8 protein-coding genes are annotated in these 24,535 nt (G+C 74.1%); all 8 read right to left on the reverse strand.

The window, feature by feature from the left end; translation table 11 throughout:
* Positions 1 to 474: 474 nt before the first annotated feature.
* Positions 475 to 1,974: an amidohydrolase gene (locus tag ABD990_RS23005; protein ID WP_345382800.1), complete on the reverse strand. Its 1,500-nt coding sequence runs from the start codon at positions 1,972 to 1,974 to the stop codon at positions 475 to 477.
* A gap of 126 nt (positions 1,975 to 2,100) precedes the next feature.
* Positions 2,101 to 3,810, reverse strand: coding sequence for an ABC transporter ATP-binding protein (locus ABD990_RS23010; RefSeq protein ID WP_345382801.1), 1,710 nt, complete (start codon positions 3,808 to 3,810; stop codon positions 2,101 to 2,103).
* Positions 3,807 to 5,465 (reverse strand): ABC transporter transmembrane domain-containing protein, encoded by a 1,659-nt coding sequence (locus ABD990_RS23015; RefSeq protein WP_345382802.1) that lies wholly within the window; start codon positions 5,463 to 5,465, stop codon positions 3,807 to 3,809. The genes ABD990_RS23010 and ABD990_RS23015 overlap by 4 nt, the downstream gene beginning before the upstream one ends.
* Entirely contained in the window at positions 5,462 to 6,403 is a 942-nt protein-coding gene (locus tag ABD990_RS23020) for a methionyl-tRNA formyltransferase (protein WP_345382803.1), read from the reverse strand. Before ABD990_RS23020 ends, ABD990_RS23015 begins: the two co-directional genes overlap by 4 nt.
* Complete coding sequence (locus ABD990_RS23025) at positions 6,403 to 20,742, reverse strand: amino acid adenylation domain-containing protein (protein WP_345382804.1); 14,340 nt, start codon at positions 20,740 to 20,742, stop codon at positions 6,403 to 6,405. The genes ABD990_RS23020 and ABD990_RS23025 overlap by 1 nt, the downstream gene beginning before the upstream one ends.
* 5 nt (positions 20,743 to 20,747) lie before the next feature.
* Complete coding sequence (locus tag ABD990_RS23030; RefSeq protein WP_345382805.1) at positions 20,748 to 21,782, reverse strand: iron-siderophore ABC transporter substrate-binding protein; 1,035 nt, start codon at positions 21,780 to 21,782, stop codon at positions 20,748 to 20,750.
* Positions 21,779 to 22,006 (reverse strand): MbtH family protein, encoded by a 228-nt coding sequence (locus ABD990_RS23035; RefSeq protein WP_345382806.1) that lies wholly within the window; start codon positions 22,004 to 22,006, stop codon positions 21,779 to 21,781. The genes ABD990_RS23030 and ABD990_RS23035 overlap by 4 nt, the downstream gene beginning before the upstream one ends.
* 30 nt (positions 22,007 to 22,036) lie before the next feature.
* The gene (locus ABD990_RS23040; protein ID WP_345382807.1) at positions 22,037 to 23,305 is read right to left on the reverse strand and encodes a lysine N(6)-hydroxylase/L-ornithine N(5)-oxygenase family protein; all 1,269 of its coding nucleotides are present in this window, start codon (positions 23,303 to 23,305) and stop codon (positions 22,037 to 22,039) included.
* Positions 23,306 to 24,535: the final 1,230 nt, after the last annotated feature.

Below are 24,535 nucleotides of genomic sequence, written 5' to 3' on the forward strand. Positions count from 1 at the left end.
CGACACGCCGGTGACCCCAGTTGTGACCCCAACTCCTTCCGACGCGCTTCAAGGGTGCGGTCTTGCCGAGGTGAAGTTGTGCCACGACACGCCATCGGACGCGGTGTGTCGGCGCGCAGGGCGCGGGCCGTGGCCAGGGAGGGGACGTCTCCCCAGTGGCTGCGCAGGACGTAGCGGCGGGCGTCGACGAGGTGGTGTGCGTGATCGACCGCGGCGTCGTTGACCCGGTACTTCGGCATGTCCGTGATGGTGGCGTGGCGGGGGCTGTCTGTCCTACAGGGCTGTTCCTGGATCGTCGTCCTTGGTGTGTGCTCCCGTTCGTGGGTGTCTGCTAGGCGAGGACATGACCTGGCCCGGCGAGCTGGAGCGCATGAGTTGAGGCCCGCTTTCGGCTACTCACCGCTACTCCGAGGAATACCGCTGTGTCGCGGAGCGGGTGCGCGCAACGGTTCCGACAGTGCCCGGCCCCGATGCTCACGGCAGACCTGCGGCGTAGGTCCAACGGCCGGCGAGCATGGTTGCCGCGATCGGCATCCGGCGGAGTTCGGCGGGGGTGACCGTGGCCGGGTCGGCGTCGAGCACCACGAGATCCGCCACCCGGCCCGGCCGCAGCGGGCCGTCGGGCCCGAAGGTCGCGGCCAGCGCGACGGTCAACGGAAGGTGCTGCTCGGGGTGCCATGGCGCCCTCGTGTCGCTGCTGCGGTGCACAGCGGCGGCGATTCCCGACCATGGGTCCAGCGGCGCGACCGGCGCGTCGGATCCGAGGACGAGCTCGGCGCCGGCGTCGAGCAGTGAGCGGTAGGCGAAGGAGCGGTGGGTGCGTCCGGCCCAGTGCCGGTCCGCGACGTCACGGTCGTCGACGGCGTGCTCCGGCTGCACGCTCGCGACCACACCGAGCGCGGCGAACCGCGTCAGGTCGTCGGGGCTGAGTAGTTGGGCATGCTCGATCCGGCCTCGGATCCCGGTGGCGGCGAAGGCGTCGAGGACGATCGTGTTCGCGGCGTCGCCGATCGCGTGTACAGCCGCGTCGATCCCCGCGGCGCGGGCCGTGCGCAGCAGCGGGACCAGATCCTCCGGCGGGACCAGGAGCATTCCGCACGGATGCTCGGCAGGGCCGGCCCGATCCAGCGGGTACGGGTCGACGCAGTAGGCCGTGCGGGTGTTCAGCGACCCGTCGGTGACGACCTTGAGCGGGCCCATCGTCAGGAGCCCACCTGTGCCCGCGATCGGCGCGCCGGTACGGAGGCCACGGCTTACGGCCTCCGCGAGCCGGGTCGGCCACACCGCGGCGACCACGCGGAGCGCGGCTGTCCCCGTGCGGATGCGGCGGGTCCAGGCGTCGAGCGGGAAGGGAGCCTCGAAGTCCACGATCCCGACGACGCCCCTGGCCGCGGCGGCCCGCGCTGCCTCGTCCACGGCCGCGTCGAGCTCGGCCGCCGGGACCTGCCGCACCGCCTCCATGATCGGGTGCCAGTCGGCCTCGCTGATCAGGCCGGTGGGGTGGTCGGCGTGCCCGAAGCGTCGTGCGGCCGCCGAGTTGAGCCAGCAGCAGTGCAGGTCCGCCGAGACCAGGACGACCTCGTGGCCGGCGGACACCACATCGAGCAGCGCGCGGTCCGGGCGGTCGGGCCACAACCCGTCCCGGAAGCCGAAACCGGTCACCGGGCCGGGTCGGGCTCGGACCCGGTCCGCGACCAGGGCGGCGGCCTCGGCGGCCGAGCGTGCGCCGCTCAGGTCGAGCCGGCGGCGGGCCAGCGCCCACTGGTCGAAGTGGACGTGGTTGTCCCACAGCCCGGGTAGGACCGTCCGGCCGCCGAGCGGGATTCCCGGGCCGGGCGCCGGTGGTGTGATCGCGACGATCCGGCCGCTGGAGATGGTGAGGTCCGCGCGTCGTCCGTCGACGGTGGCGTCGCGCATGATCCAGGACGTGGCGCCGGCTCCGGCGGTGCCCTCGAGCAGTTCCTCGGTCGTCACCGTGTCTCCTCTGCGTGGCGGGGCGGGGGTGAGGGGTGTCGACGTTCTCGACCGGCTGCGACGCAGAGGCAGGGATGATCTTGGCTGTCGACGGCCCACAGTGGAGGACGAAGGGGAGCCCCGGGATCAGCGTCCGCCCGACCAGGCCGCCCAGAGCGCGGCGTAGGGTCCGCCGGCGGCCACGAGCTCGGCGTGGGTTCCGGACTCGACGACCTTGCCGCCGTCGAGCAGCAGCACGGTGTCGGCGTCGGCGGCCTGGGTGAGGCGGTGGGCTACGACGATCGCCGTCCGCCCCACGAGCGCCTGCCGCGCGGCGGCCTCCAACTCGCGGGCGCCCGCGCTGCCCGCCTCGGCGGTGGCCTCGTCGAGGACCGCCACCGGCGGGTCGGCCAGGACGAGCCGGGCCAGGGCCAGCTGCTGGGCCTGGACGGCGGTCAGCGCGTGTCCACCCGTGCCCACCACGGTGTCCAGACCCTCGGGGAGGGCGGCGGCCCAGTCCAGCGCGCCGACCCGGGCCAGCGCGGCGCGCAACTCCGGGTCGGTGGCCTCCGGGCGGGCCAGGCGCAGGTCCGCGGCCAGTGGACCGGCGAAGACATGTACCTCCTGGGTGACCAGCGCGACCGCGCCCGGGTCCGGCCGGATCGTGCCCGCGGTGGGCCGGTGCACGCCGGCGACGAGCGTGGCCAGCGTGGTCTTCCCGGCCCCGCTGGAACCGACGACGGCCAGCCGAGCCCCGGGCGGGAGATCCAGGTCGACGCTGTGGAGCACATCGGCCCCGGCCACGTAGCCGAAGGAGATCCCCTCGGCACGCACCGCCACCGCGGTGCTGCGGACGGGCTCCGGGTGCTCCTGCGCGGGCAGGTCGGCCGCCCCGACGATCCGGGCCAGGCCGGCGGCCGCCGCCTGCACCGTCTGCAGCAGGAGCAGCACCTCGTTGACCGGCCCGAACACGCCGATGAAGTAGAGCCCGGCCGCGCTGGCGGTGCCGATCGACACCGCGTCCGCACGGACCAGCAGGAAGCCGGTGGCCAGCACGAGGGCGAGGCCGACGAACTCGGCCAGGTTGAGCCGCCCGAAGAAGCCGTTCTGCAGCCTCACCACGGCGAGCGCCAGGTCGACGACGCGCTGCGAGCACTCCCGGACCAGCTCGACGTGCCGGTTGCCCAGCCGGAACGCGCGCAGCGTGGCCAGTCCGGACGCGGTGTCCAGCAGCTGCTGCTGCTGGGCGCCGCCGGCGATCCGCTGCTCGGCGTAGAGCGGGGTGGCGCGCCGCAGGTACCAGCGCGCGGTGAGCGCCTGGATCGGGACCGCGACCAGCCCGGCGAGCAGGAAGCGCCAGTCCAGCACCGCCAGCCCGACGAAGGTCAGCACGACGAGCAGCCCGTACCGGGCCAGCGTCGGGACCCCCTCGCGGACGGCCTCCCCGACCTGGGCGACGTCCTCGGTCACCCGGGAGCCGAGGTCGCCCGCGCCGGCCGCCTCGATCCGCGCCAGCGGCTGCCCCAGCGCGCGGTCGACGAGCCGCTCCCGCAGCCGCGCCAGCACGACCTCGCCGACCCGGGCGGTCTGCGCGATGCCCAGGACCGCGAGCAGCCCCTGGGCCAGCGCGGCGAGGACGAGCCCGACGACGGGCACGGTCACCGCGTCCGGCCCGGCGCCCTGCGCGACCAGGTCGATGATCCGGCCGAGCAGCGGCGCGGTGAGCAGGCTCGCGGCGGCCCCGCCGGCCAGGGCAGCCAGCGCGACGGCGGCGCGGACCCGGTGCGGCCGGAGCAGCTCGCCCACGACCCGTCGGGTCCGGGCCGGGGTGGCGACCGGCAGTAGGACGCGGCTCATCCGCGCACCACCTCCCGGTAGCGTGGGTTCTCCCGAAGGAGCAGGTCGTGGCGGCCGTCGGTCACGCCACCCTCGGCCACGCCTCTGTCGACGAGCACCACCCGGTCGGTGACGGCGAGCAGAGCCGGGCTGCTGGTCACCACGACGGTGGTCCGGCCGTGCCGCAGCGTGCGCAGCCTGGAGGCGATCTCGGCCTCGGTGACCGAGTCGACGGCGGTGGTGGGGTCGTGCAGGACGAGCACGGGCGCGTCGGCGGCCAGGGCCCGTGCGAGCGCGACCCGCTGCCTCTGCCCGCCCGACAGCGAGCGACCCTGCTCGGTGATCCGGGTATCGGCACCGTCGGGGAGCGTCTCGATCACCTGGTCGGCGCGGGCCGCGGCGAGTGCGGGAGCCAGGTCGTGCCCGGCCGGGGCACCGGCGGCCGCGATGCGGTGCACGGTGTCCGCGAACAGCTGTGCGTCGTGGGCGGCCACGAGCACGGCGGATCGGGCCTGCTCGGGCGGGTAGTCCTCGAGCGGTGCCCCGTCGAGCGCCACCGTGACGTCCTCGGCGTCGGTCTCCCGGGCCAGGGAGCGCAGCAGCGTCACCGCGTCGGCGGGATCGGCGGTGACGACGCCGAGGAACTCGCCGGGCCGTACGTCGAGGTCCAGCGGCCCGCGGACCCGCAGCGCCCCGTCGACCCGCGCCGGGAGCGGCTGGGTGCCGCTGCGCACGGCGGGGGCCGCGGCGAGCAGGTCGGCGATCCGCCGGGCCGAGGCCCGGGCCTGCGCCAACCGCTCGTTGACCCAGCCCAGCTCCTGCAGCGGGTCGACCAGGAACTGCGCCAGCCCGACGGCGGCCACCAGCCCGCCCAGGCTGATCGCTCCCTCCGCCGCGAGGCGGCCTCCGACCAGCGCGATCAGGGCCAGGAAGGTGCCGTTGACGATGAGCACGGTGCCGGAGAACCAGGCCTGGCTGCGGGTGGCCCGCAGCGTGGCGCCCAGGGAGTCCTCGCTGGCCCGCGTGTAGCGGCGGACCGCAGCCGGCTCGGCCCGCAGTCCCTTGAGGACGCGGATGCCTGCGATCAGGTCGGCGGCGGTGCCGGCGGCGTGTGCCGCCTGCTCCTGCTCGGCCTCGCTGCGCCGCTCGAGCGGCCGCCCGAACAGGTAGATCAGGAACAGCACGGGGGGTGTCCCGAGCAGGATCAGCAGCCCCAGGGGCACCGAGATCCGCAGCAGCGCCACCGCGGCGACGACGAGCGACGCGACGGCGGCCAACCCGAGCGGCAGCGCGAAGTTGACCAGCCCGACCCGCTTGGTGTCCGACGTGGCGACGGCGACCAGGCCGCCGGGCAGCCGACCGGCCTCGGCGCCGCCCGCCGGGTCCAGCAGCCGGCGGGCGACCAGCAGCCGCAGCCGCTGGTCGGCGCGCACGTCGGCGATCCACGCCTGGCGGGCCCCGAGCCGGTAGCAGGTGGACAGGAACGCGAAGTCCAGCCCGAGCACGGCCAGCCAGCCCAGCAACGCCACCCCATCGCCGCCGCGCAGGGCGACGTCGATCACGACCCCGACCAGGACCGGGACCAGGGCCTCGCCGACCTGGTGGCCGCAGAAGCACAGCGTGGCCAGGGCGACCTGCCGGCGGAACGCGCCGATCGACGCCCTCAGGACGCTCACGTGAGGTAGCCGCCCATCCTCGTGAAGTACTCCGCTCCGGTCAGTTCGCGCCCGTCGGCGGTGCGGACCCGCCGGATCGACAGGCCGGGGTTCCGCCCGCGCCGGGCGTCCGCACCGGCAACGACCACGACGCCGCCGTCGCCGTCCCGGATGAAGATCCGGCCCGGGGTGCCGCCGTAGGGACGCTCGGTCGCCCGGGCCTCGAGGATGCACAGCCGCTCGCCTTCGTGGAGGCAGTACGCGTTCGGGTACGGGTCGACCTGCGCGCGCACCAGGTTGGCGATGTCGCGGGCCGGCCAGGACCAATCGATGCGGTTGTCGACGTCGCTGCGCCGGTGGAAGTAGGTCGCCCTGCTGCGGTCCTGCGGCGTCCAGTCGGTCCGCCCGGTGGCCAGCAGCGCGAGGCCCTCCACCGCGATGGGGCCGAACATCGCCAGGGTGCGCTCGAACAGCTCGACGACGGTGTCCGACTCGGCCACCGGGGTGGCCCACTGCAGCACGATGTCACCGGCATCGAAGTCGGCGTCCATCATGTGCGCGGTGACGCCGACCTCCGGCTCGTCGTTGATCAGCGCCCAGTTCAGCGGTGCGAACCCGGCGTACGCCGGGAGCAGCGCGTCGTGGACGTTGAGCGTGCCCAGCCGCGGCAGCGAGAAGACCTCGGGCGTGAGGCGGGTGCGCCAGTTCGCCACGACCATGGCGTCCGGTTCCGCGGCGCGGATCCGCCCGGCCACCTCCGGGTCGTCGGCCCGGGTGCGGACCAGCACCGGGATGTCGTGCTTGGAGGCGAGCTCGGCCACCGAGTCGTTGAAGATCGTCTCGTAGGGGTCGCCGCTGTCCGGGTGGGTGACCACCAGCGGCACCTCGTGCCCGGCCTCGAGGATCGCCTCCAGCGTCCGGTGCCCCCAGGTCATGTAGCCGAACACCACGACGCGCATCAGACGTTCCTCTCGATACCGGCGGCGCGGACGATTCCGCGCAGCGCCTCGAACCACAGCTCGGCCAACGCCGGCACCTCCTCCGCGTCGAACAGCGCGGCCGGCCACTCCCAGGACGCGTGCAGCTCGGGTCGCCCGGCGCGGTCCGCCGCCAGGACGTCGACCACCAGCGGGTAGCCGACGGGCATGGCGTCGCCCCGCCCGCCGCTGAGCGGGTCGAGCCCGCGCGGGGTGCCCCAGTCGCCGCCGTCGTCCCCCTCGGCGTCCGTCTCCGCGTACCGGCCGAGGTAGTTGAACTGCAGCTCCGGCGACGCGCCGGCCAGCGCGGTCCCGCGCGGATCGAGGTACCGCAGTACGCCGTGGCCCAGCCCGCCGTCGGGGATCGCACACAGCCGCCGGCCGACCTCCGCGACGGTCTCCGCCGGGTCGGCGGACCCGGGCAGGTGCACGGGGAAGGCGGTGGTGAACCAGCCGACGGTGCGGGTCAGGTCGGCGTCGACGACGTGTTCTTCGCGGCCGTGCCCCTCCAGTGCGACCAGGGTCCCGTCTCCCGGGTCGCGGCCGGTGCGGCGGCGCCACTCGGCCGCGGCGAGGGCCAGCCCGGCGAGCAGCACGTCGTTGACGGTGGCGCCGAGCGCGGCGGGGACGGACGACAGCAGCGGGACCGTCCACTCCGCGGGCAGGACCAGGGAGTGCTCGCGGACGGTGGCGGCGGTGTCCCGCCGCGGGTCGAGCGGGGCGCGGGCGAAGCGGCCGGCCGCCGCCCGGGCCGTGGCGACCCAGGCCGGCAGCTCGCCGGAGCGCTCGCCCCTGCGGCCGGCCTCGGCCAGCCGGTGGGCCCACGTGCGGAACGACGTCCCGACGGGGGGCAGCGTGACCGGCTCGCCGGCGCGCTGCCACTCCCAGACCTGCGCGAGGTCCTCGGTGAGGATCCGCCAGGACACCCCGTCGACGACGAGGTGGTGCGCAACCAGCAGCAGGATCCGCAGCTCCGGGACGAAGACCGCCTGCAGCATCACACCGCGGTCCGGATCGAGCCGGTGCGCGGCCCGGATCCGCAGTTCTTCGACGAGAGACGCCAGATCCGCCCCGGCAGCCGCCTCGACCACCGTGAGCAGGTCTTCGGCCCGTACGCTGCCCCGCTCGGCCACCTCCAGCTCCCAGCCCCGCGCGTCGCGGTGCAGCCGGGCGCGCAGCAGGTCATGGTGGTCCACCAGGGCCTGCAGGACCGGGACCAGCGTGGCGGGGTCCGCCCCGGTGGGGGTCTGCGCCGTCACCGCCTGGTGGAAGGCCCCGATCTCGTCGGTCAGCTCGGCGAGCCAGCCGATGATCGGCGTGCCCGGGAGCCTGCCGATGCCGTCCGGGTCCTCCCGCGGCGCCGGTCCGGATCCCGCGGCGGCCAGTGCCGCGAGCCCCTCCACCGTGCGCGTCGCGCGCACATCCCGCGGCCGGAACACCAGCCCGTGCCGGCGGGCCTGCGAGACCAGCGCGATCGAGCTGATGCTGTCCCCACCAAGGTCGAAGAAGTCGTCGTCGAGACCGACCTCGGCCACCCCGAGCAGCCGCCCGATCAATCCGCACAGCACCTGCTCGGCCTCGGTCCGCGGCGGCCGGTGCGCCCGCGTGCCGGTCAGGGCCGGGGCGGGCAGCGCGGCCGCGTCGAGCTTGCCGTTGACGGTCAGCGGGAACTCCGCCAGCACGTCGAGCGTGGTCGGGATCATGTGTGCGGGGAGCTGCTCGGCCAGGTAGGCCCGCACCTGCGAGGCCAGCAGCTCGGCGTCCTCCGGGCCAGGCCCGGCGGGCACCAGATAGCCCGCCAGGTGGGCGATCCCGGCCTCGCCGCGCCGGTGCACCGTCACGGCGGCCTGCGCCACCGCGGGATGCCGCTCCAGCACGGCGACGATCTCGCCCGGCTCGATCCGGTAGCCACGGATCTTGACCTGGTCGTCCGTTCGGCCCAGGAAGTCGATGTTCCCGTCCGGCCGCGCGACGACGAGGTCGCCCGTGCGGTACATCCGCCCCCCGGGTCCGGCGGCGTGCGGGTCGGCGACGAACCGCTCGGCAGTCAAGCCCGGGCGGTCGTGGTAGCCGCGGGCGAGCCCCGCCCCGGCGATGTACAGCTCGCCGGGCGAACCGGGTGGTTGGGGGCGCAGCGCGCTGTCGAGGATGTAGGCGCGCGTGTTGGTGATCGCCGTCCCGACCGTGGGGGTGGCGCTGTCCTCGGTGCCCCCGCCGAGGGTGTTGATCGTGTACTCGGTGGGGCCGTAGAGGTTGTAGCCGACGACGCCCTCGGTGCCGGCCAGCTGCGACCACACCGACTCGGTCACCGCCTCGCCGCCGAGCAGCACCAGCGGCGGCCGGTGCGGGCCCTCGAGCAGGCCGCCGTCGAGCAGGGCCCGCGCGTAGGTGGGAGTCACGTTGACGACGTCGATCCGCTGCTCCGCGCAGTACGCGACCAGCAGCTGCGCGTCGCGGCGCAGCTCCTCGTCGCAGACGTGCACCTCGTGGCCCTCGACGAGCCAGAGCAGCTCCTCCCAGGACATGTCGAAGGAGAACGACACCGTGTGCGCGATCCGCAGGGTGCGCCCGCCGGTCCGGTCCAGGGTCGGCCGGAAGATCTCCGCCCGGTGGTTTACCAGCATGTTCGTCAGCCCGCGGTACGGGGTGACCACGCCCTTCGGCAGCCCGGTGGAGCCCGAGGTGTAGATCAGGTAGGCCGGGTGCTCCAGCCGGTCCGGGTTGCCCGGGGCGAAGGCCCCGAGCTCGGCCGGGGTGAGGGGGGCTGGCGACTGCCGGGCCAGCTCCGCTGCCGTGTCCGGCTCGTGCAGGCCGATCACCGCGGCGGTGTCCGGCAGCCGGGCCGCGCCGGTCGCGTCGGCCAGCACGCACACCGGCCGCGCGTCGGCGACCATCACCGCCCAGCGTTCCGCCGGGTGGTCCAGGTCGAGCGGCAGATAGGCGGCACCGGTGCGGAGCACCGCGAACAGCGCCACCACTGTGTCCAGGGACCGCGGCAGGGCCAGGGCGACGATCCGCTCCGGACCGGCGCCGTGCGCCAGCAGCAGCCTGGCCATGCGGTTGATCCGCGCGTCGAGCTCGCCGAAGGACAGCCGCTCGCCGTGGAACACCAGGGCTGTCGCGTCCCGCTGCGTCGCGGCCCGTTCCGCGAGCAGCTCGGCGACGGTCGCGGGCGGCACCGGGTGCCCGGTCCCCGCCCACTCCGCCTCCAGCGCGGCCCGGTCGGTCGCGCCGAGGAGCCCCAGCCTGCCCACGAGCCGGTCCGGGTCGGCGGCGAGCTGACCGAGGACGGACAGGAACACCTCGTGCAGGCGGTGCGCCCGCTCTCGCGTGACCCGCCGCCCGTCGTACTGCAGCCGGAGCCCGAGCTGCTCGCCGGGGAAGACCTGCAGGGACGCGGCGAAGTGGGTGCGGGCCTCCACGGACTCGCCCGTGCCGGTGATCCGCAGCTCGCCCGGACGATTCTCGCCCGCGCCCGGCGGGAAGTTCTCGAACACGAACAGCACGTCGAACAGCTGCCCGGAGTCGGTGCCGGCGAGGGACTGCACCTCCGCCAGGCCGAGGTACTGGTGGCCGAGCAGCGCGGCCTGCTCCCGCTGGTGGGCGAGCAGGATGTCGGTCACCCGGTCCGCCGGTGACCAGCGCACTCGCACCGGCACCGTGTTGATGAACAACCCGACCTGGGCGTCGATGCCGGGGACGTCGGCGTCCCGGCCGGACACCACGGCGCCGAAGACCACGTCGTCGCGCCCGGTGACGGCACCGAGCGCGAGCGCCCACGCCCCGCTGACCAGGGTGTTCAGCGTTGTCCCGCGGTCGCGGACCGTGGCGGCCAACGCGCTCGTCAGATCCGCCGGCACGGTGTCGGTCAGTGCGGTGGGCGCGATCGGCGTCGCGCCGTCGGGCAGGGCGGTACCGAGCAGCGTCGGCTCGCTCAGCCCGTCGAGCGCCGCCCGCCAGGCCTCCCGGGTGCGGGCGGTGTCCCGCCGGGAGAGCCAGCGCAGGTACTCCCGGTACGACGGGACCGGCGCGAGGCCGCGGCCCTCGCCGGCGCCCCGGACGGCCGCCAGCAGGTCCTCGAACAGCACCGGGAGCGACCAGCCGTCGGCCACCAGGTGGTGCAGCGTGACGATCATCCGGTGTCGGGCGTCCTCGGCCCCGTCGTCGGTGAGGTGTGCGACCCGCAGCAGCGGGGCGCGGTCGAGCACGAACGCCGTGCTGCGCTCCTCCCGTGCGATGCGCGCGGTCTCCTCGGTAGCGTCCTCGCCGAGGGGCAGCACCCGCAGCGGGACGTCGACCGTGCGCGCCACCGCCTGGACCAGCCGGCCGTCGGCGGTCTCGTGGAACGAGGCTCGCAACGCGGGGTGCCGGGCGGTGACCTCGGCCAGCGCGGCGCGCAGCTGCTCCGGCGCGAGTGGGCCCGCCAGCTCCAGCACGTACTGGACGATGTAGCCGTCCGGGTCCGCGGCGGTGTGCTCGTGATAGCGGGAGTGGAAGTACATGCCCTGCTGCAGCGGGGTCAGCGGCCAAATGTCGGCCAGCCCGCCCGGGACCGAGCCGGCCAGCACCTCGACGTCCGTCTGGTCGACGGTGACCAGCGGGAAGTCGGCCGCGGACGGCCCCCACGCGCCGGGCTCCGGAGCGTGTGCGGCGAGGGCCCGCAGCGCGGTCGACCAGCGGTCGGCGATGCCGGCGACCGCGTCCTCGGTCAGCACACCACTCGGCCAGGTGAACGTGGCGGCGAGCGCGCCGCTGGTGACCTCGGCGTTGATCTCCAGCGGATAGCCGGCCGCGGTAGCCGGGTCCGCCCGCTCGCCCAGGCCCGGGCGCTCCGGTGCGGGGGCCCAGTCCTGCTCCTCGCCGCCACCGAGGCGGCCGAGGTAGTTGAACAGGACCGGCGGCACCGCGGTGCCGGCCCAGGCCTCGGCGCGGTCCCCGCGCAGAGCGCGGACGGCCGCATAGCCGATCCCGCGGTCCGGCCGGGACTCCACCTGGTTGCGGATCCGCTTGGCGGTGGCCGCCATCGCCGCACCGCCGGCCAGGAACTCCTCGACCCGGACGGGGCCGGGATCGAGCCGGACCGGGGCGATGGTGGTGAACCACCCGACGGTGCGCGACAGATCGAACGCCTCGTCGACCGCCGTGCTCTCCCGCCCGTGGCCCTCCAGGTCCACGAGCACCGCGCCCTCGCGGTCCTCCCGCAGCGCCAGCGCGAGCGCGGTCAGCAGGACGTCGTTCACGCTGCCGCCGAACGCGGCCGGTACCTCGCCCAGCAGCCGCCCGGTGACGTCCGCCGGGATGGTCATCGTGAGGGACCGGGTGCTGCCGATCGTGTCCCGGCACGGGTCCAGCGGCCGGTCGCCGACGGGGCACAGGCCCGCCGGCTCCAGCTCGGCCCGCCACCGCGGCACCTCGGCAAGGCGCTGTTCCGCCTCCCGGTGCAGCGCCTCGGTCCAGCTGCGGAACGAGGTCGGCACCGGCTCGGCGACGACGGGTTCACCGGCCCGGTGCCGCCGCCACAGCTCCGCGAGGTCCTCGGCGATGATCCGCCACGACACACCGTCGACCACGATGTGGTGCGCGACGAGCAGCAGCCTGCCCCGGCGCGCGGGTCCGGCGTCGACGAAGACCGCCTGCAGCATGCTCCCGCAGTCCGGGTCGAGGCGCCGGACCGCCTGCTCCTCATAGCCGTCGAGCACGGCGCCCAGCGCGGCCGGGTCCTCCGGTGCCGGTGCGGTGTCGAGCAGGCCCACCGCCGCGACCGTGCCGGGCTCGGGCACGTGCAGCGTCCAGCCGTCCGCCCTGTCCAGCCGGGCGCGCAGCAGGTCGTGCCGGTCGAGCAGGGCCTGGAGCAGCCCGGTCACCTCGGTCGCGTCGGTGCCGGCGGGGGTCTGCACGCACAGGGACTGGAAGAACCCGTCGATACCGACGGCGTCGCCGCGCAGCCCGGCCAGGATCGGGACCGGGAGCACCCGGCCCATACCGGAGTCCGGGGCACGCCCCGCGACCGGGGCGATCTCGGCGGCCAGCGCCAGCGCCGCCGGGGTGCGCCGCTCGAACACCAGCCGGGGGCTGATCGCGAGACCGCGCCTGCGGGCCTGCCCGACCAGCCCGATGGAGACGATGCTGTCCCCGCCGAGCTCGAAGAAGTCGTCGTCCACGCCGACCTCGTCGACCCCCAGCAGCTCCGCGAACAGCTCGCAGAGCAACCGCTCGGCGGCCGTCCGCGGGGCCCGTCGCCGGCGCGTCGAGGTGAACGCGGGCTCGGGCAGGGCGGCGGTGTCCAGCTTGCCGTTGACGGTGAGCGGCAGCTCGGGCACCGGGACGAGCGCGGCCGGGACCATGTGCGCCGGCAGGCGCTCGGCCAGCCGGCCGCGCACGGCGGCGACCAGCGCCTCCGCTCCCGTGTCCGGCTCGGTGGGCACCAGGTAGCCGGCCAGCCGCGTGAGCCCCGACGGCCGGTGCGTGTGCACGACGACGGCCGCCCGGGCGACCTCGTCGAGCTTCTCCAGGGCCGCGACGATCTCGCCCGGCTCGATGCGGAAGCCGCGGATCTTGACCTGGTCGTCCGTGCGGCCCAGGAAGTCGATGTTCCCGTCCGCTCGCCGCCGGACCAGGTCGCCGGTGCGGTACATGCGCCCGCCCGGCTCTGCGGCGAACGGGTCGGCAACGAACCGCTCTGCCGTGGTCCCGGGCCGGTCGTGGTAGCCGCGGGCCAGCCCGGCGCCCGCGATGTAGAGCTCCCCGGGGCAGCCGTCCGGCACCGGGCGCAGGGCCCGGTCGAGGACGTAGCCGCGGGTGTTGTGGATCGGACGCCCGACCGTGGGGGTCGCGCTGTCGGTGGTGCCTCCGCCGAGGGTGTTGATCGTGTACTCGGTGGGCCCGTAGAGGTTGTAGCCGAGCACGCCGTCGGCCGCGCGCAGCGCGGCCCACACCGAGTCGGTCACCGCCTCGCCGCCGAGCAGCACCAGCGCGGGCCGGTGCGGGCCGTCCAGCAGGCCCTCGTCGATCAACCCGCTCGCGAAGGTCGGCGTCACGTTGACGACGTCGATCCGCTGGTCGCGGCAGTAGTCGACCAGGCCCCGCGCATCCCGGCGCAGCTCCTCGTCGCAGACGTGCACCTCGTGGCCCTCGACGAGCCAGAGCAGCTCCTCCCACGACATGTCGAAGGAGAACGACACCGTGTGCGCGATCCGCAGCCGCCGCCCGCCCGCGGCCGCCACGACCGGTCCGAAGATCTCGGCGCGGTGGTTGGCCAGCATGTTGGTCAGCCCGCGGTAGGGGGTGACGACGCCCTTGGGCACACCGGTGGAGCCCGAGGTGTAGATCAGGTAGGCCGGGTGCTCCAGGCGGGCGGGGTCCGCCGCGGCGAAGCCCGGCCGCTCCGCGTCGACCAGCGGTGCGGGGGAGAGCGCGGCCACCTCGGCGACCACGGCCGGGTCGTCGAGCCGCACCACCGGCGCGTCCTGCGGGAGCGGCGGGTCCCCGACGGTCAGCACGCAGACCGGGTCGGCGTCGGTCACCATCGTCGCCAGCCGCTGCGCCGGGTACTCGAGATCCAGCGGCAGGTAGGCCACGCCGGTGCGCAGCGCGGCGAACAGCGCGGCGACCATGTCGATCCCGCGGGGTAGCGCCAGCCCGACCACGCGCTCGGGTCCGGCCCCGCGGGCCAGCAGGAGCCGCGCCAAGCGGTTGATCCGCTCGTCGAGCTCGGTGAACGACAGCCGGTCGTCGCCGCAGACCAGGGCGGTCGCGTCCGCCCGGGCGGCGGCTGTGGTGGCCAGGGTCTCGGCGACCGACTCGGTGCCCAGCGGCCGGACGGCGGCCTCCTGGTCGCGTTCGAGCGCGGCCCGTTCCCCGGGGCCGAGCACGTCGACCCGGGCGAGCGGGCGATCCGGGTCGGCGACCAGCGACGCCGCCACCGCGGCCGTGCGCTTCAGCAGCGCGACCGCAACGTCGTCGGGCACCGCGACGTCGTGCTCGAGGGTCAGTCCCAGCTCGGGGCCGGGGGTCGCGATGATCACCAGCGGGTAGTGGGTGGCGTCGACGTGGCTGCGCTCGGCCACCCCGGCGGCGTCCAGCGCGGCCCGCGGGATGTCCGCGAAGTTCTGCAGGACGAACAGGGTGTCGAAGAGCACCGGCTGGCCGGCGGCGCGCTGGATCGCACCGAGCCCGAGGTACTCGTGCTCGCCCATGGCGAGCCGCTCGTCCTGCAGCCGGCGCAGGAAGTCCCCGGCGGCCTCGGCCGGGTCGGTGCGCACCCGGGTCGGCACCGTGTTGAGGTACTGCCCCACGACCTGCTCGGCGCCGGCCAGCTCCGCGGGCCTGCCCGCGACGGTGGTGCCGAACACCACCTCGTCGCGGCCGGTGAGACCACCCAGGACCAGCGCCCAGGCCGCGTTCAGCACGGTGTTGAGCGTGACGTCGCAGCGCCGGGCACCCTCCCGGACCGCCGCTGCGAACGGCACGCTGATCGTCGTGCGCCGTGGGATCGCCGCGGTGGAGCGGCCCGGCTCGACCAGCGCGGGGCCGACGAGGGTGGGCCCGTCGAGGCCGGCGAGCGCGTCCGCCCAGGCCGCCTGCGCGGCGTCGGAGTCCCGCTCCGCCAGCCAGCGCAGGTACTCGGGGTAGCTGCCGGCGGTCGAGAGCTCCTCCGGGACGGCTCCGGCGTAGAGGGTGAACAGCTGGGTGAACAACGTGCTGTGCGACCAGCCGTCCCACGCCAGCAGGTGGTAGGTGACCAGCAGCCGGTCGGTGCCGCCGGGCAGGCGCAGCAGCGCGACCCGGAACAGCGGCGGATCGGCCAGGTCGAACCGGTGTGTCCGGTTGGCGTGCGCGAGGGCCGCGGCCTGCTCGGCCGCCTCCGTCGGGGTGAGGCCGGACAGGTCGTACTCGGTCACCGGGTCACCCACGGTCGTGCGCACGACCTGGCACACCGTGCCGTCGCCGGGGTCGACGAAGGCGCAGCGCAGTGTGGGGTGCCTGCGCTGCAGGGCCTGGATCGCCCCGCGCAGCCTGGTCAGGTCCATCCGGTGGTCGAGCTCGAACCGGGTCTGTCCGGTGTAGAGGTCCAGGGCGCCGCCGCCGGTGCCCTCGTCGAACACCGACTGGAAGTACAGACCGGACTGCAGCGGGGACAGAGGCCAGACGTCCTCGAGGTCGCCGAACCGCTCTCGCAGTGTCGCGAGGGTCGCGGTGTTGAGGTTCACCAGCTCGAGGGGCGCTACCGGCGGCCGAACCGCCTCGGATGCCTGGTCGACCGTGGCGACCAGCGCGAGCGCTTCGGGAGTGCGGCCCGTGAAGACCTGCCGCGGCGTGAGCACCAGGCCGCGCTGCCGGGCGTACCTGACGAGGGCGACCGAGCTGATGCTGTCGCCACCGAGGCCGAAGAAGTCGTCGTCGATGCCGACGTCGGTGGCGCCGAGCACCTCGGTGAACAGCGCGCAGAACACCCGTTCCGGCTCGGTGCGCGGCGGCCGGCTCCCGCCGCCGGTGTAGACCGGCGCCGGGAGCGCCCGGGTGTTCAGCTTGCCGTTCGATGTCAGCGGCAGCTCGGCGACGGCAGCGATCGCAGTCGGAATCATGTGCGCGGGAAGCACCGTGGTCAGATGGCTGCGCAGCGCGTCGAGCGTAGGCCCCGCGTCCGGTTCGAGCGACGAGTCGGCGGGCACGAGGTAGGCCGCGAGCCGCGTGGGCCCACCGCCCGAGGGACTGTCGACGACCACCGCTGCCTGTGCCACCGACGGGTGCGCCTCCAGCGCCGCGACGATCTCGCCCAGCTCGATCCGGTAGCCGCGGACCTTCACCTGGTCGTCGGTGCGGCCCAGGAAGTCGACGGTCCCGTCGGGGCGGCGGCGGACCCGGTCGCCGGTGCGGTACATGCGCCCGCCCGGCACGTCGGCGTACGGATCAGCGACGAACCGCTCCGCGGTCAGCCCGGGACGGTCGTGATAGCCCCGGGCGAGGCCGGCACCGGCGAGGTAGAGCTCACCGGGGGCGCCGTCGAGCACCGGGCGCAGCGCGCCGTCGAGGATGTGGACGCGCGCATTGCGCACCGGCCGTCCGACCGTGGGGGTGGTGCTGTCGGTGACGGCGGCGCCGAGTGCGTTGATCGAGAACTCGGTGGGGCCGTAGAGGTTGACCCCGTCGGTGTGCGGCGCCTCGCGCAAGGTGGTCCAGATCGACTCGCTGACCGCCTCGCCGCCGAGCAGCAGCAGCGCGGGCACCCGCTCCCCCGCGCGGGGGTCCCCGGCGAGCAGGCCCTCGTCGAGCAGGGCTCGGGCGTAGGAGGGTGTCACGTTGACGACGTCGATGCGCTGCGCGCGGCAGTGCGCGACCAGCTGGTGGGCGTCCCGGCGCAGCTGCTCGTCGCAGAGGTGCAGCTCGTGTCCGGTAACGAGCCAGAGCAGCTCGTCCCAGGACATGTCGAAGGCGAACGACGTCGTGTGCGCCACCCGCAGCCGGCGGCCGCCGGCCCGGGCCACGGCCCGCGGCATGATCTCGGACCGGTAGTGCTCCAGCATGTTCGCCAAGCCGCGGTGGGGCGTCAGGACGCCCTTGGGAGTGCCGGTCGACCCGGAGGTGTAGATCAGGTATGCCGGGTGGTCGAGCCGGCCGGGCGCACCGGGGGCGAACCCGGGCGGCTCCGCGTCGGCGAGCGGCCCGGCCGACAGCCCTGCCAGTTCGGCGGTGACCTCGGCAGCGCCGAGGCGGACCACGGGCGAAGCTGTCGCCGGGACGTCCAAGCCGGGGTCGTCGAGGCCGACGACGCAGACCGGCCGCGCATCGTCGATCATCGCTGCGAGCCGGGCGGCGGGCATGTCCAGGTCCAGCGGCAGGTAGATGGCGCCGGTGCGCAGGGTGGCGAACAGGGCGACGACGATGTCCGTACCCCGCGGCAGGGCCAGCGCGACGACCCGCTCGGGTCCCGCTCCGCGGGCCAGTAGCAGCCGGGCCATCCGGTTGACCCGGGCCTCGAGCTCACCGAAGCTCAGCCGCTCACCGCCGCAGACCAGGGCCGTCTCGTCCGGCATCGCCAGGGCCGTGGCCGAAAGATGCTCGGGCACGGTGCGCCCGACCGGTCCGCACGCGGCTGCGGATCGGCCGGCGCGCAGCGTCGCGGTCTCGTCGGGGGCCAGGACGTCGAGGCGACCGACCGGTTCGTCCGCGGCGGCGAGCAGCCGCCGGGCGGTGGCAGCGTACCGCTGCAGCAGCGCCGCCGCGGTCGCCGGCGCAAGCACGGTCGGCCGGTACTGCAGGGTGAACCGCAACGTCGACTCGGGGGCGACCACCAGCGCGAGGGGGAAGTGCGTGGCGTCGGCGTAGTCGACGTAGCGCGCACCCACGGCGGCGAGGGCGGCCGGCTCGATCTTGGGGAAGTTCTGCAGGACGAACAGCGTGTCGAACAACGTCTCCCGGCCGGTGATCCGCTGGATCTCGGCCAGGCCGGTGTGCTCGTGCTCGACCAGTGCGGTGCGCTCGTCCTGCACCCGGCGCAGCAGTGCACGCACGGTCTCGGTGTGGTCGATCCGGACCCGGGTCGGCACCGTGTTCAGGAACATGCCGACCGACCGGTCGCTCCCGGCCAGCTCGGGCGGGCGACCCGCGACGGTGGCCCCGAACACCACGTCGGTCCGTCCGACGAGCCCACCGAGGGTGACGGCCCAGGCGGTGTTGAGAACCGTGTTGAGGGTGACCCCGAGCGTGCGGGCGCAGGCCCGCACCTCGGCGTCGGCCTCCGCGGACAGCTCCAGCTCGGCGACCGAGGGCAGGACCTCGGTCCGGTCCTGCTGCGGGCCCGCGACCAGCGTCGCGTCGTCCAGACCCGCCAGGGCACGCTGCCACGCAGTATGGGCGGCCTCGCGGTCGCGTGCGGCCAGCCAGCGCGGGTGGTCCAGGTGGGAGGGCGGCTCGGGCAGGACCCGGAGGCCGGCCTCGGCGCCGTCGTGGTCGAGGAGGGTGAACAGCTCCTCGAGGAGGATGTGCTGGGACCAGCCGTCCCAGGCGGTGAGATGCTGGGTGAGCACCAGCCGGGTCCGGTTGCCCGGGAGGTGGGCGACCAGGATGCGGAACAGCGGCGGGCTCGCCAGGTCGAAGCGAAGTGCTCGCTGCTCGGCGGCCAGCCGCTCGAGCGCGTCCTCGCTGGGCACGCTGGTCTCGTGGATCGGCACCGTGGCCGCGGGGAGCACCACCTGCACGGGGAGCGGGGTGTCCTCGCCGGTCAGGCCGGCGCGCAGGAACGGGTGGCGGTCCAGCAGGGCCGCGCACGCCCGCCGCAGCCGGTCGAGGTCGAGGGGCCGGTCGAACTCGAACACGTGCTGCGCGGTGTAGGGGTCCGCGTCCTCGGCGCCGTCGAAGATCGACTGGAAGTACAGACCTGCCTGCAGCGGCGCGGCCGGGAAGACCGCCTCCGGATCAACGCCGTGGCGCGCCGCCACCCGCGCGGCGACGTCGGGGTCGAGCAGTTCGGGGGATGCGTCGGCACCCGGCTGCTCCGCCCGGTCGGCGGTGGGGAAGCGGCCGGCCAGGGTCTCCGATGTGCGGAGCTCCATCAGGTCGCGGACCCGCACCCGGAGCCCGTCCTCGTGCGCCCCGCGGATCACGCGGACCGCGCTGATGCTGTCCCCGCCGAGGGCGAAGAAGTCGTCCTCGGGTCCTACCTCCGGCAGGTTCAGCGCCGTGGCCAGCCGTCGGCACCAGTCGCGCTCCGCGTCGTCGCGCGGTGCCCGTCCGCCGCCTGCCTCGACGCGGGGTGCGGGCAGCGCCTCGCGGTCCAGCTTCCCGTTCGGGGTCATCGGCAGCCCACCCGGGACCGGCACCAGGACCGTCGGGACCATGTAGTCCGGCAGCGAACCGGCCAGCGCGGCCCGCACCCGGGCCGCGTCGGCCGCCGTCCCGGCCGTGGTTCCGTCAAGCACGACGTAGCCGACCAACATCCGCCGGCCGGGCTGGTCCTCGCGGACCTGGACCGCCGCTTGGGTGACTCCGGGCTGCGCGAGCAACGCGGCTTCGACCTCGCCCGGCTCGATCCGGTAGCCGCGCAGCTTCACCTGCTGGTCGCCGCGGCCGAGGAAGTCCAGGATGCCGTCGGCGCGCCAGCGGACCCGGTCCCCGGTCCGGTACATCCGGGCTCCGCGGCCGTCGACCCCGCCCGCAAAAGGGTCGGCGACGAACCGGGAGGCGGTGAGCCCGTGCCGCCCCCGGTAGCCCCGGGCCAGCCCGCGGCCGGCGATGTAGAGCTCGCCGACCTCGCCTACCTCGACCGGACGCAGCTCGTCGTCGAGCACGTAGGCGTGGGTGTTCGGGTCCGGGCGGCCGATCGGGGCCGGCCCGCTCCAGCCCGGCTCGGCCGTCCACAGCGTGGAGTTCACGGTGGCCTCGGTGAGGCCGTAGGCGGTGACCACCCGCAGCGGGCCGGTCCAGCGCCGGAGCACCTCCGGCGGCACCGTCTCGGTGCCGACCACCAGGACGGCTCCCTCCGGCAGTCGCGCGTCCGTGGGGAGGGCGGCGACCAGCGACGGCGGAAGGATCATGTGCGTGACCCGGTGCGCGACCAGGTACTCGGTGAGCTCCGGCCCGGCGACCCGTCGGTGCGCGGGCACGACGACCACGGTCCCGCCGACGCACAAGGACATAGTCAGGTCCCACACCGCGACGTCGAACCCGATGGAGGCGAACTGCGCGACCCGGCTGTCGGCGTCCACGCCGATCCGGTCCACGGCCGTGGCCACCAGGCTGCCGATGCCCTCGTGGGTCAGCACCGCGCCCTTGGGCCGGCCGGTGGAGCCGGAGGTGTAGATCAGGTACGCGGCCCGGTCCAGCCCCAGCGGCCCGCCGAGCTCGGTGTCGCCGAGGTCGTCGCCGGGCAGGCCGACCAGTTCGGCCTGCGTGGCGGGAGCGTCCACAGCCAACGCCGTCGTCCCGGCGGGCAGCTCACCGGCCAGCTCGGAGGTGCTGAGCACCAGGCCGGCACCCGAGTCGGCGAGCAGGTAGGCGATCCGCTCAGCGGGGTGGTCCAGGTCGAGCGGCAGGAACGCCGCCCCCGCCTTGAGCACCGCGAGCACCGCCGCGACCAGCTCCGGACCGCGGGGGAGGGCGAGGCCGACCACGTCCTCCGCCCCCACCCCGCGGGCACGCAGCAGCCGGGCCAGCCGGTTGGCGCGCTCGTTCAGCGCGCCGTAGGTCCACGACTCGTCCTCGCAGACCACGGCGGTCGCCGCCGGACGCTCGGCTGCCCGTACCTCGAACAGTCGGGACCAGGGCAGCTCGTCGACCGTCCGCGGAAGGGCCCGGGCCCACGGCGTCAGCTCGTCGATGCTCATGGCGGTCACTGCTTGGCGTCCATCCTCTCCAGCTCGGGAACGACCTGGTCCAGGGCGTAGGGGATGCTCAACACGGTGGTGAACGTGATCGCCGCGCCCGGGAACGGCGCCGTGGTGTAGTCGAAGTAGCTCACCCGGCCGGACCTGACGACGTCGAGCCGGTTGTAGATCGGGTCGTCGCGCAGGACCTGCATGAGGTCCGGGTCGGAGGTCCAGGCCAGCCGGTCGACGTCGAGGAGCTTGTACTCCTCGGCGCTGACGGTGGCCACGTTGTCCGCGACCCGGCCGGCCAGCCACGGCGGCTGGGTCCGGAACCCGAGGTCGGCGAAGAAGCGGACCTTGGGGTCCTGCGGGCTGAACACCGTGTACGTGCCGTTCTCGGCTGTGGCACCCACCAGCATGGTCTTCTGCGCCCACTCGGGGTGGGCGTCGCGGACAGCCTCGAACTTGGCCTCGGTGTCGGCGACGAGCTCCTTGGCCTGCTGCTCACGGCCCAGGGCCTTCCCGGCCGTCAGGGTCATGTCCTGCCACGGAGCGCCGAACTCGTCGAACTGCTTGGACTGCGCCACGGTGGGAGCGATCGCGGAGAGCTTGTCGTACTCGGACTGGTCCAGCCCCTCGTAGAGGGCGAGGATCAGGTCCGGCTTGAGCGCCGCGACCTTCTCGAAGCTGATCTCCCCGGCGTTCGAGACGATCTCGGGGACGGCACCGCCCGCAGCCTGGGTGGCCCACGGGAAGATCGCCCCGGGCTGCTCGTTGAACCACTCGGCCGTGCCGACCGGCGTGACGCCCAGGGCGAGGACCGCGTCCTGGTCGCTCCAGCCGACGGTCACCACCCGCTGCGGCGGCGCAGTGATGGTGGTGGAGCCGAGCGCGTGGTCGATGGTGACCGGCAGACCCGTGCCCTGCTGGGGAGCCTGGGCCTGCGGTGCGGCCGGCGTGTCCGCCGGACCGCCGCAGCCCGCGACGACGACGGCAAGGGCGGCGGCGCCGGCGAGCAGCCACCGCCGTCGGACGGGAAGGGACGTTCGGGTACTCACAGCGTGCTCCTGTTCTGGTCCATCGCCTGCTGCAGGCTCCGGGGGCGCAGGTCGCGCCAGTTCTCCTCGATGTGGTCGAGGCACTCCTGTCGGCTCGCCGCCGACAGCGCCACGTGCCATCCCTCCGGGACCGTGGCGAACGTGGGCCACAGGGAGTGCTGCCCCTCGTCGTTCACCAGCACGTGGAAGGTGCCGTTCTCGTCGTCGAAGGGGTTGGTGGACATGCGTTCTCGCCTTCTGCCGTCGCGGTGGGGTCAGACGTGGGCGGGCGCCGGAGCCGCGACCGAGCGGACGATCTCGCCGCTGCGCACGGCGATGTTCGACAGCAGCGTCGAGGACAGGCCGTGGGTGTGCTCGGTGGCGCCCTGCACGTAGATGCCGACCCGCAGCCGGGGATCGGTCCGGATGCGGTAGTCGCGGCCGATCGCGAGACGTCCGGCGTCGTCGCGCAGGCAGCTGTCGGCGAGGTCGCCCAGCAGCGTGCAGGGGTCCGAGGACCGGTAGCCGGTGGCATACACGACCAGGTCCGCGCTGAGCACCTCGCGACCACCGTGGATCAGGGACTCCACCGCCAGTTCGACGTGGTCGCCCGACGGCACCACGTCGGCCACCCGGCTGACGTTGAGGAACCGCAGCCGCTCCCGGCCACCGACCTTCTCGTGGTAGTGGCGCCGGTAGAGGGTCTCGATCAGGTCGGGGTCGACGACGGAGTAGTTGGTGTTGGCGTGGTAGCCGAGGATCATCTGTTTGACCTGGTCAGGGGCACGGAAGAAGTCGTCGACGGCACCCGGGTCGAACACACGGTTGGCGAACGAGGAGTCGTCGGCCGGGCTGTAGCCATAGCGGTTGAACACCGCCCAGACTTCGGCGTCGGCGAACCGCCGGTGGAGGTGCTCCACGGCCTCGGCGGCGCTCTGACCGGCGCCGACCACGATCACCCGGCGTGGTTCGGCGATGCTGTCGAGGCGGGTGAGGAGGTCCCGCGTGTGCCAGATCCGCTCCCCGGCCACGACGCCGTCGGGCAGGTGGGGCGTCAGCCCGGTGGCCAGCACGACGTTGCGGGTGCGGAGCACCGTTCCGCGCGAGGTGACCACATCGACCAGGTCCGGCGTGCCGGGCACCGGGTCGATCGAGGTCACCCCGGTCCCGTAGTCCACCTGGTCGTCGAACCGGCCCGCCACCCACTCCAGGTAGTCGTGGAACTCGAGCCGGGTCGGGAACACGCTGCCGTAGTTGATGAAATCCACCAGCCGGCCACGAGCGTGCAGATAGGACAGGAAGCCGTACGGGCTGGCCGGGTTGCGCAACGTCACCAGGTCCTTGAGGAAGCTGACCTGCATCGTCGCGTCCTCGAGCAGCATGCCCCGGTGCCAGCCGAAGGCGCTCTGCCGCTCCACGAACCTGGCCTGTATCTGCGCGGAACAGGAACTCTCGGCGTTGAACTCGGCGATGGCGACGGCCAGGGCCAGGTTCGACGGACCGAAACCGACGCCGACCAGGTCCAGGGGACCGATCTGAGACATCCACACTCCTCTTCGCTGAGCGACTCGCCCACCCATGCCCGGGTCGTGCCTGCGTTCGCACTCACACGCGTCCACACTGGACTCATCTGGCGGAGGCCTCCCGCCATGGGGTCGAGCATGGGAAATTCCGAAGGATCTCCTCGTCGACCTCTCGCGTCGTCGACGGGACGGCTGCGTCGGCGCCTGCGGCGACGGTCCGTGGCGCGACAGCACTTTCACATGAAGTTCTCATCCTCCCTGGCGAGACGTCGCTGAGGCTAACCTAAGAAGTGCGGTCCGTGGCGTGACGTGTCTCAGGTTGCAACATGTCCGAAACTATGCAGTGCCCCTACTGAGCGCATGAAACGGACAACAGAGACTAATCGGTCCGGAGTGGATTCCACGAGCGAGGACGGTGTCGGACGGGGGAACGCGCCGATAGTGAAACGTTGGACGTGTTTGCGAGTGCTGACTATGCGGCCTACCCGCCCGCATCCCGGGCGGAGTTCGCGACGCTGGTCGGCCTGGTGACCACGACCGTCGCGCTCATGGCGGCTCCGCTGATCGACGACGACGGCGGGTCCCGGACCTCTCGGACCAGGTGCTCGCCGACGTCCGGCGTCGACTCGATGACGTCTCCGCGTGCGGAGAGGCAGAGTGAACGAGCCGCGGAAGCGACGGGCTGGCGGCGCAGATGCAGCCGAGGTCGGCGGCGTCGTATCCGGACTGTCGGAGGCAGCCGGACAAGCCGCACGGGTTCGAGCGGGCGAGACGTCGGCTGCGGCCGCGGCGTGCACGGCAGCGGGGGCCGCGGCACGAGGCGCTGTTCGATCCGGGGTGCTGAGCGGGCTCGGGAGCTACGACGCGGATCACCGTAGCCAAGGGAGTCCTGCTCGCCCCGCTCGGTCCGGGACCGCGCCGACGGCGCTGGCGAGCGCCCGTGCAGGAGGTCGCCACGTCAGCGCTCGCGATGGCACGCCGCGAGATCGGGGCGGGGGAGTTCGCCGCCCGCAGCTGCGAGTCGACGCCGCAGACCGCGCTGGTGTGGGCCTGCGGCACAGTCGGCCAGAGCATCATCCGGTGCCGGTCGTCGGCGCATTCGCCGGACAGCGGAAACCGCTAGATGTCCCACCTACGGAGGTTGGTGACACGGCGGGCGACGTGACACGCCGAGGCTTATGATCTTGATGTAGGGAGGACCTCCGGGCGAGGTGTGGAGCTGTCGAGGAACCACAGCTCGGACCCCGGAGG

The sequence above is a fragment of the Pseudonocardia yuanmonensis genome (genome assembly GCF_039542425.1).
In the GTDB taxonomy this organism is placed as follows: Bacteria; Actinomycetota; Actinomycetes; order Mycobacteriales; family Pseudonocardiaceae; genus Pseudonocardia; species Pseudonocardia yuanmonensis.

Coding starts and splice junctions, on each gene's coding strand:
- ABD990_RS23010 (WP_345382801.1), bottom strand. CDS start 3,810: ATGAGCCGCGTCCTACTGCCGGTCGCCACCCCGGCCCGGACCCGACGG.
- ABD990_RS23020 (WP_345382803.1), bottom strand. CDS start 6,403: ATGCGCGTCGTGGTGTTCGGCTACATGACCTGGGGGCACCGGACGCTG.
- ABD990_RS23025 (WP_345382804.1), bottom strand. CDS start 20,742: ATGAGCATCGACGAGCTGACGCCGTGGGCCCGGGCCCTTCCGCGGACG.
- ABD990_RS23035 (WP_345382806.1), bottom strand. CDS start 22,006: ATGTCCACCAACCCCTTCGACGACGAGAACGGCACCTTCCACGTGCTG.
- ABD990_RS23040 (WP_345382807.1), bottom strand. CDS start 23,305: ATGTCTCAGATCGGTCCCCTGGACCTGGTCGGCGTCGGTTTCGGTCCG.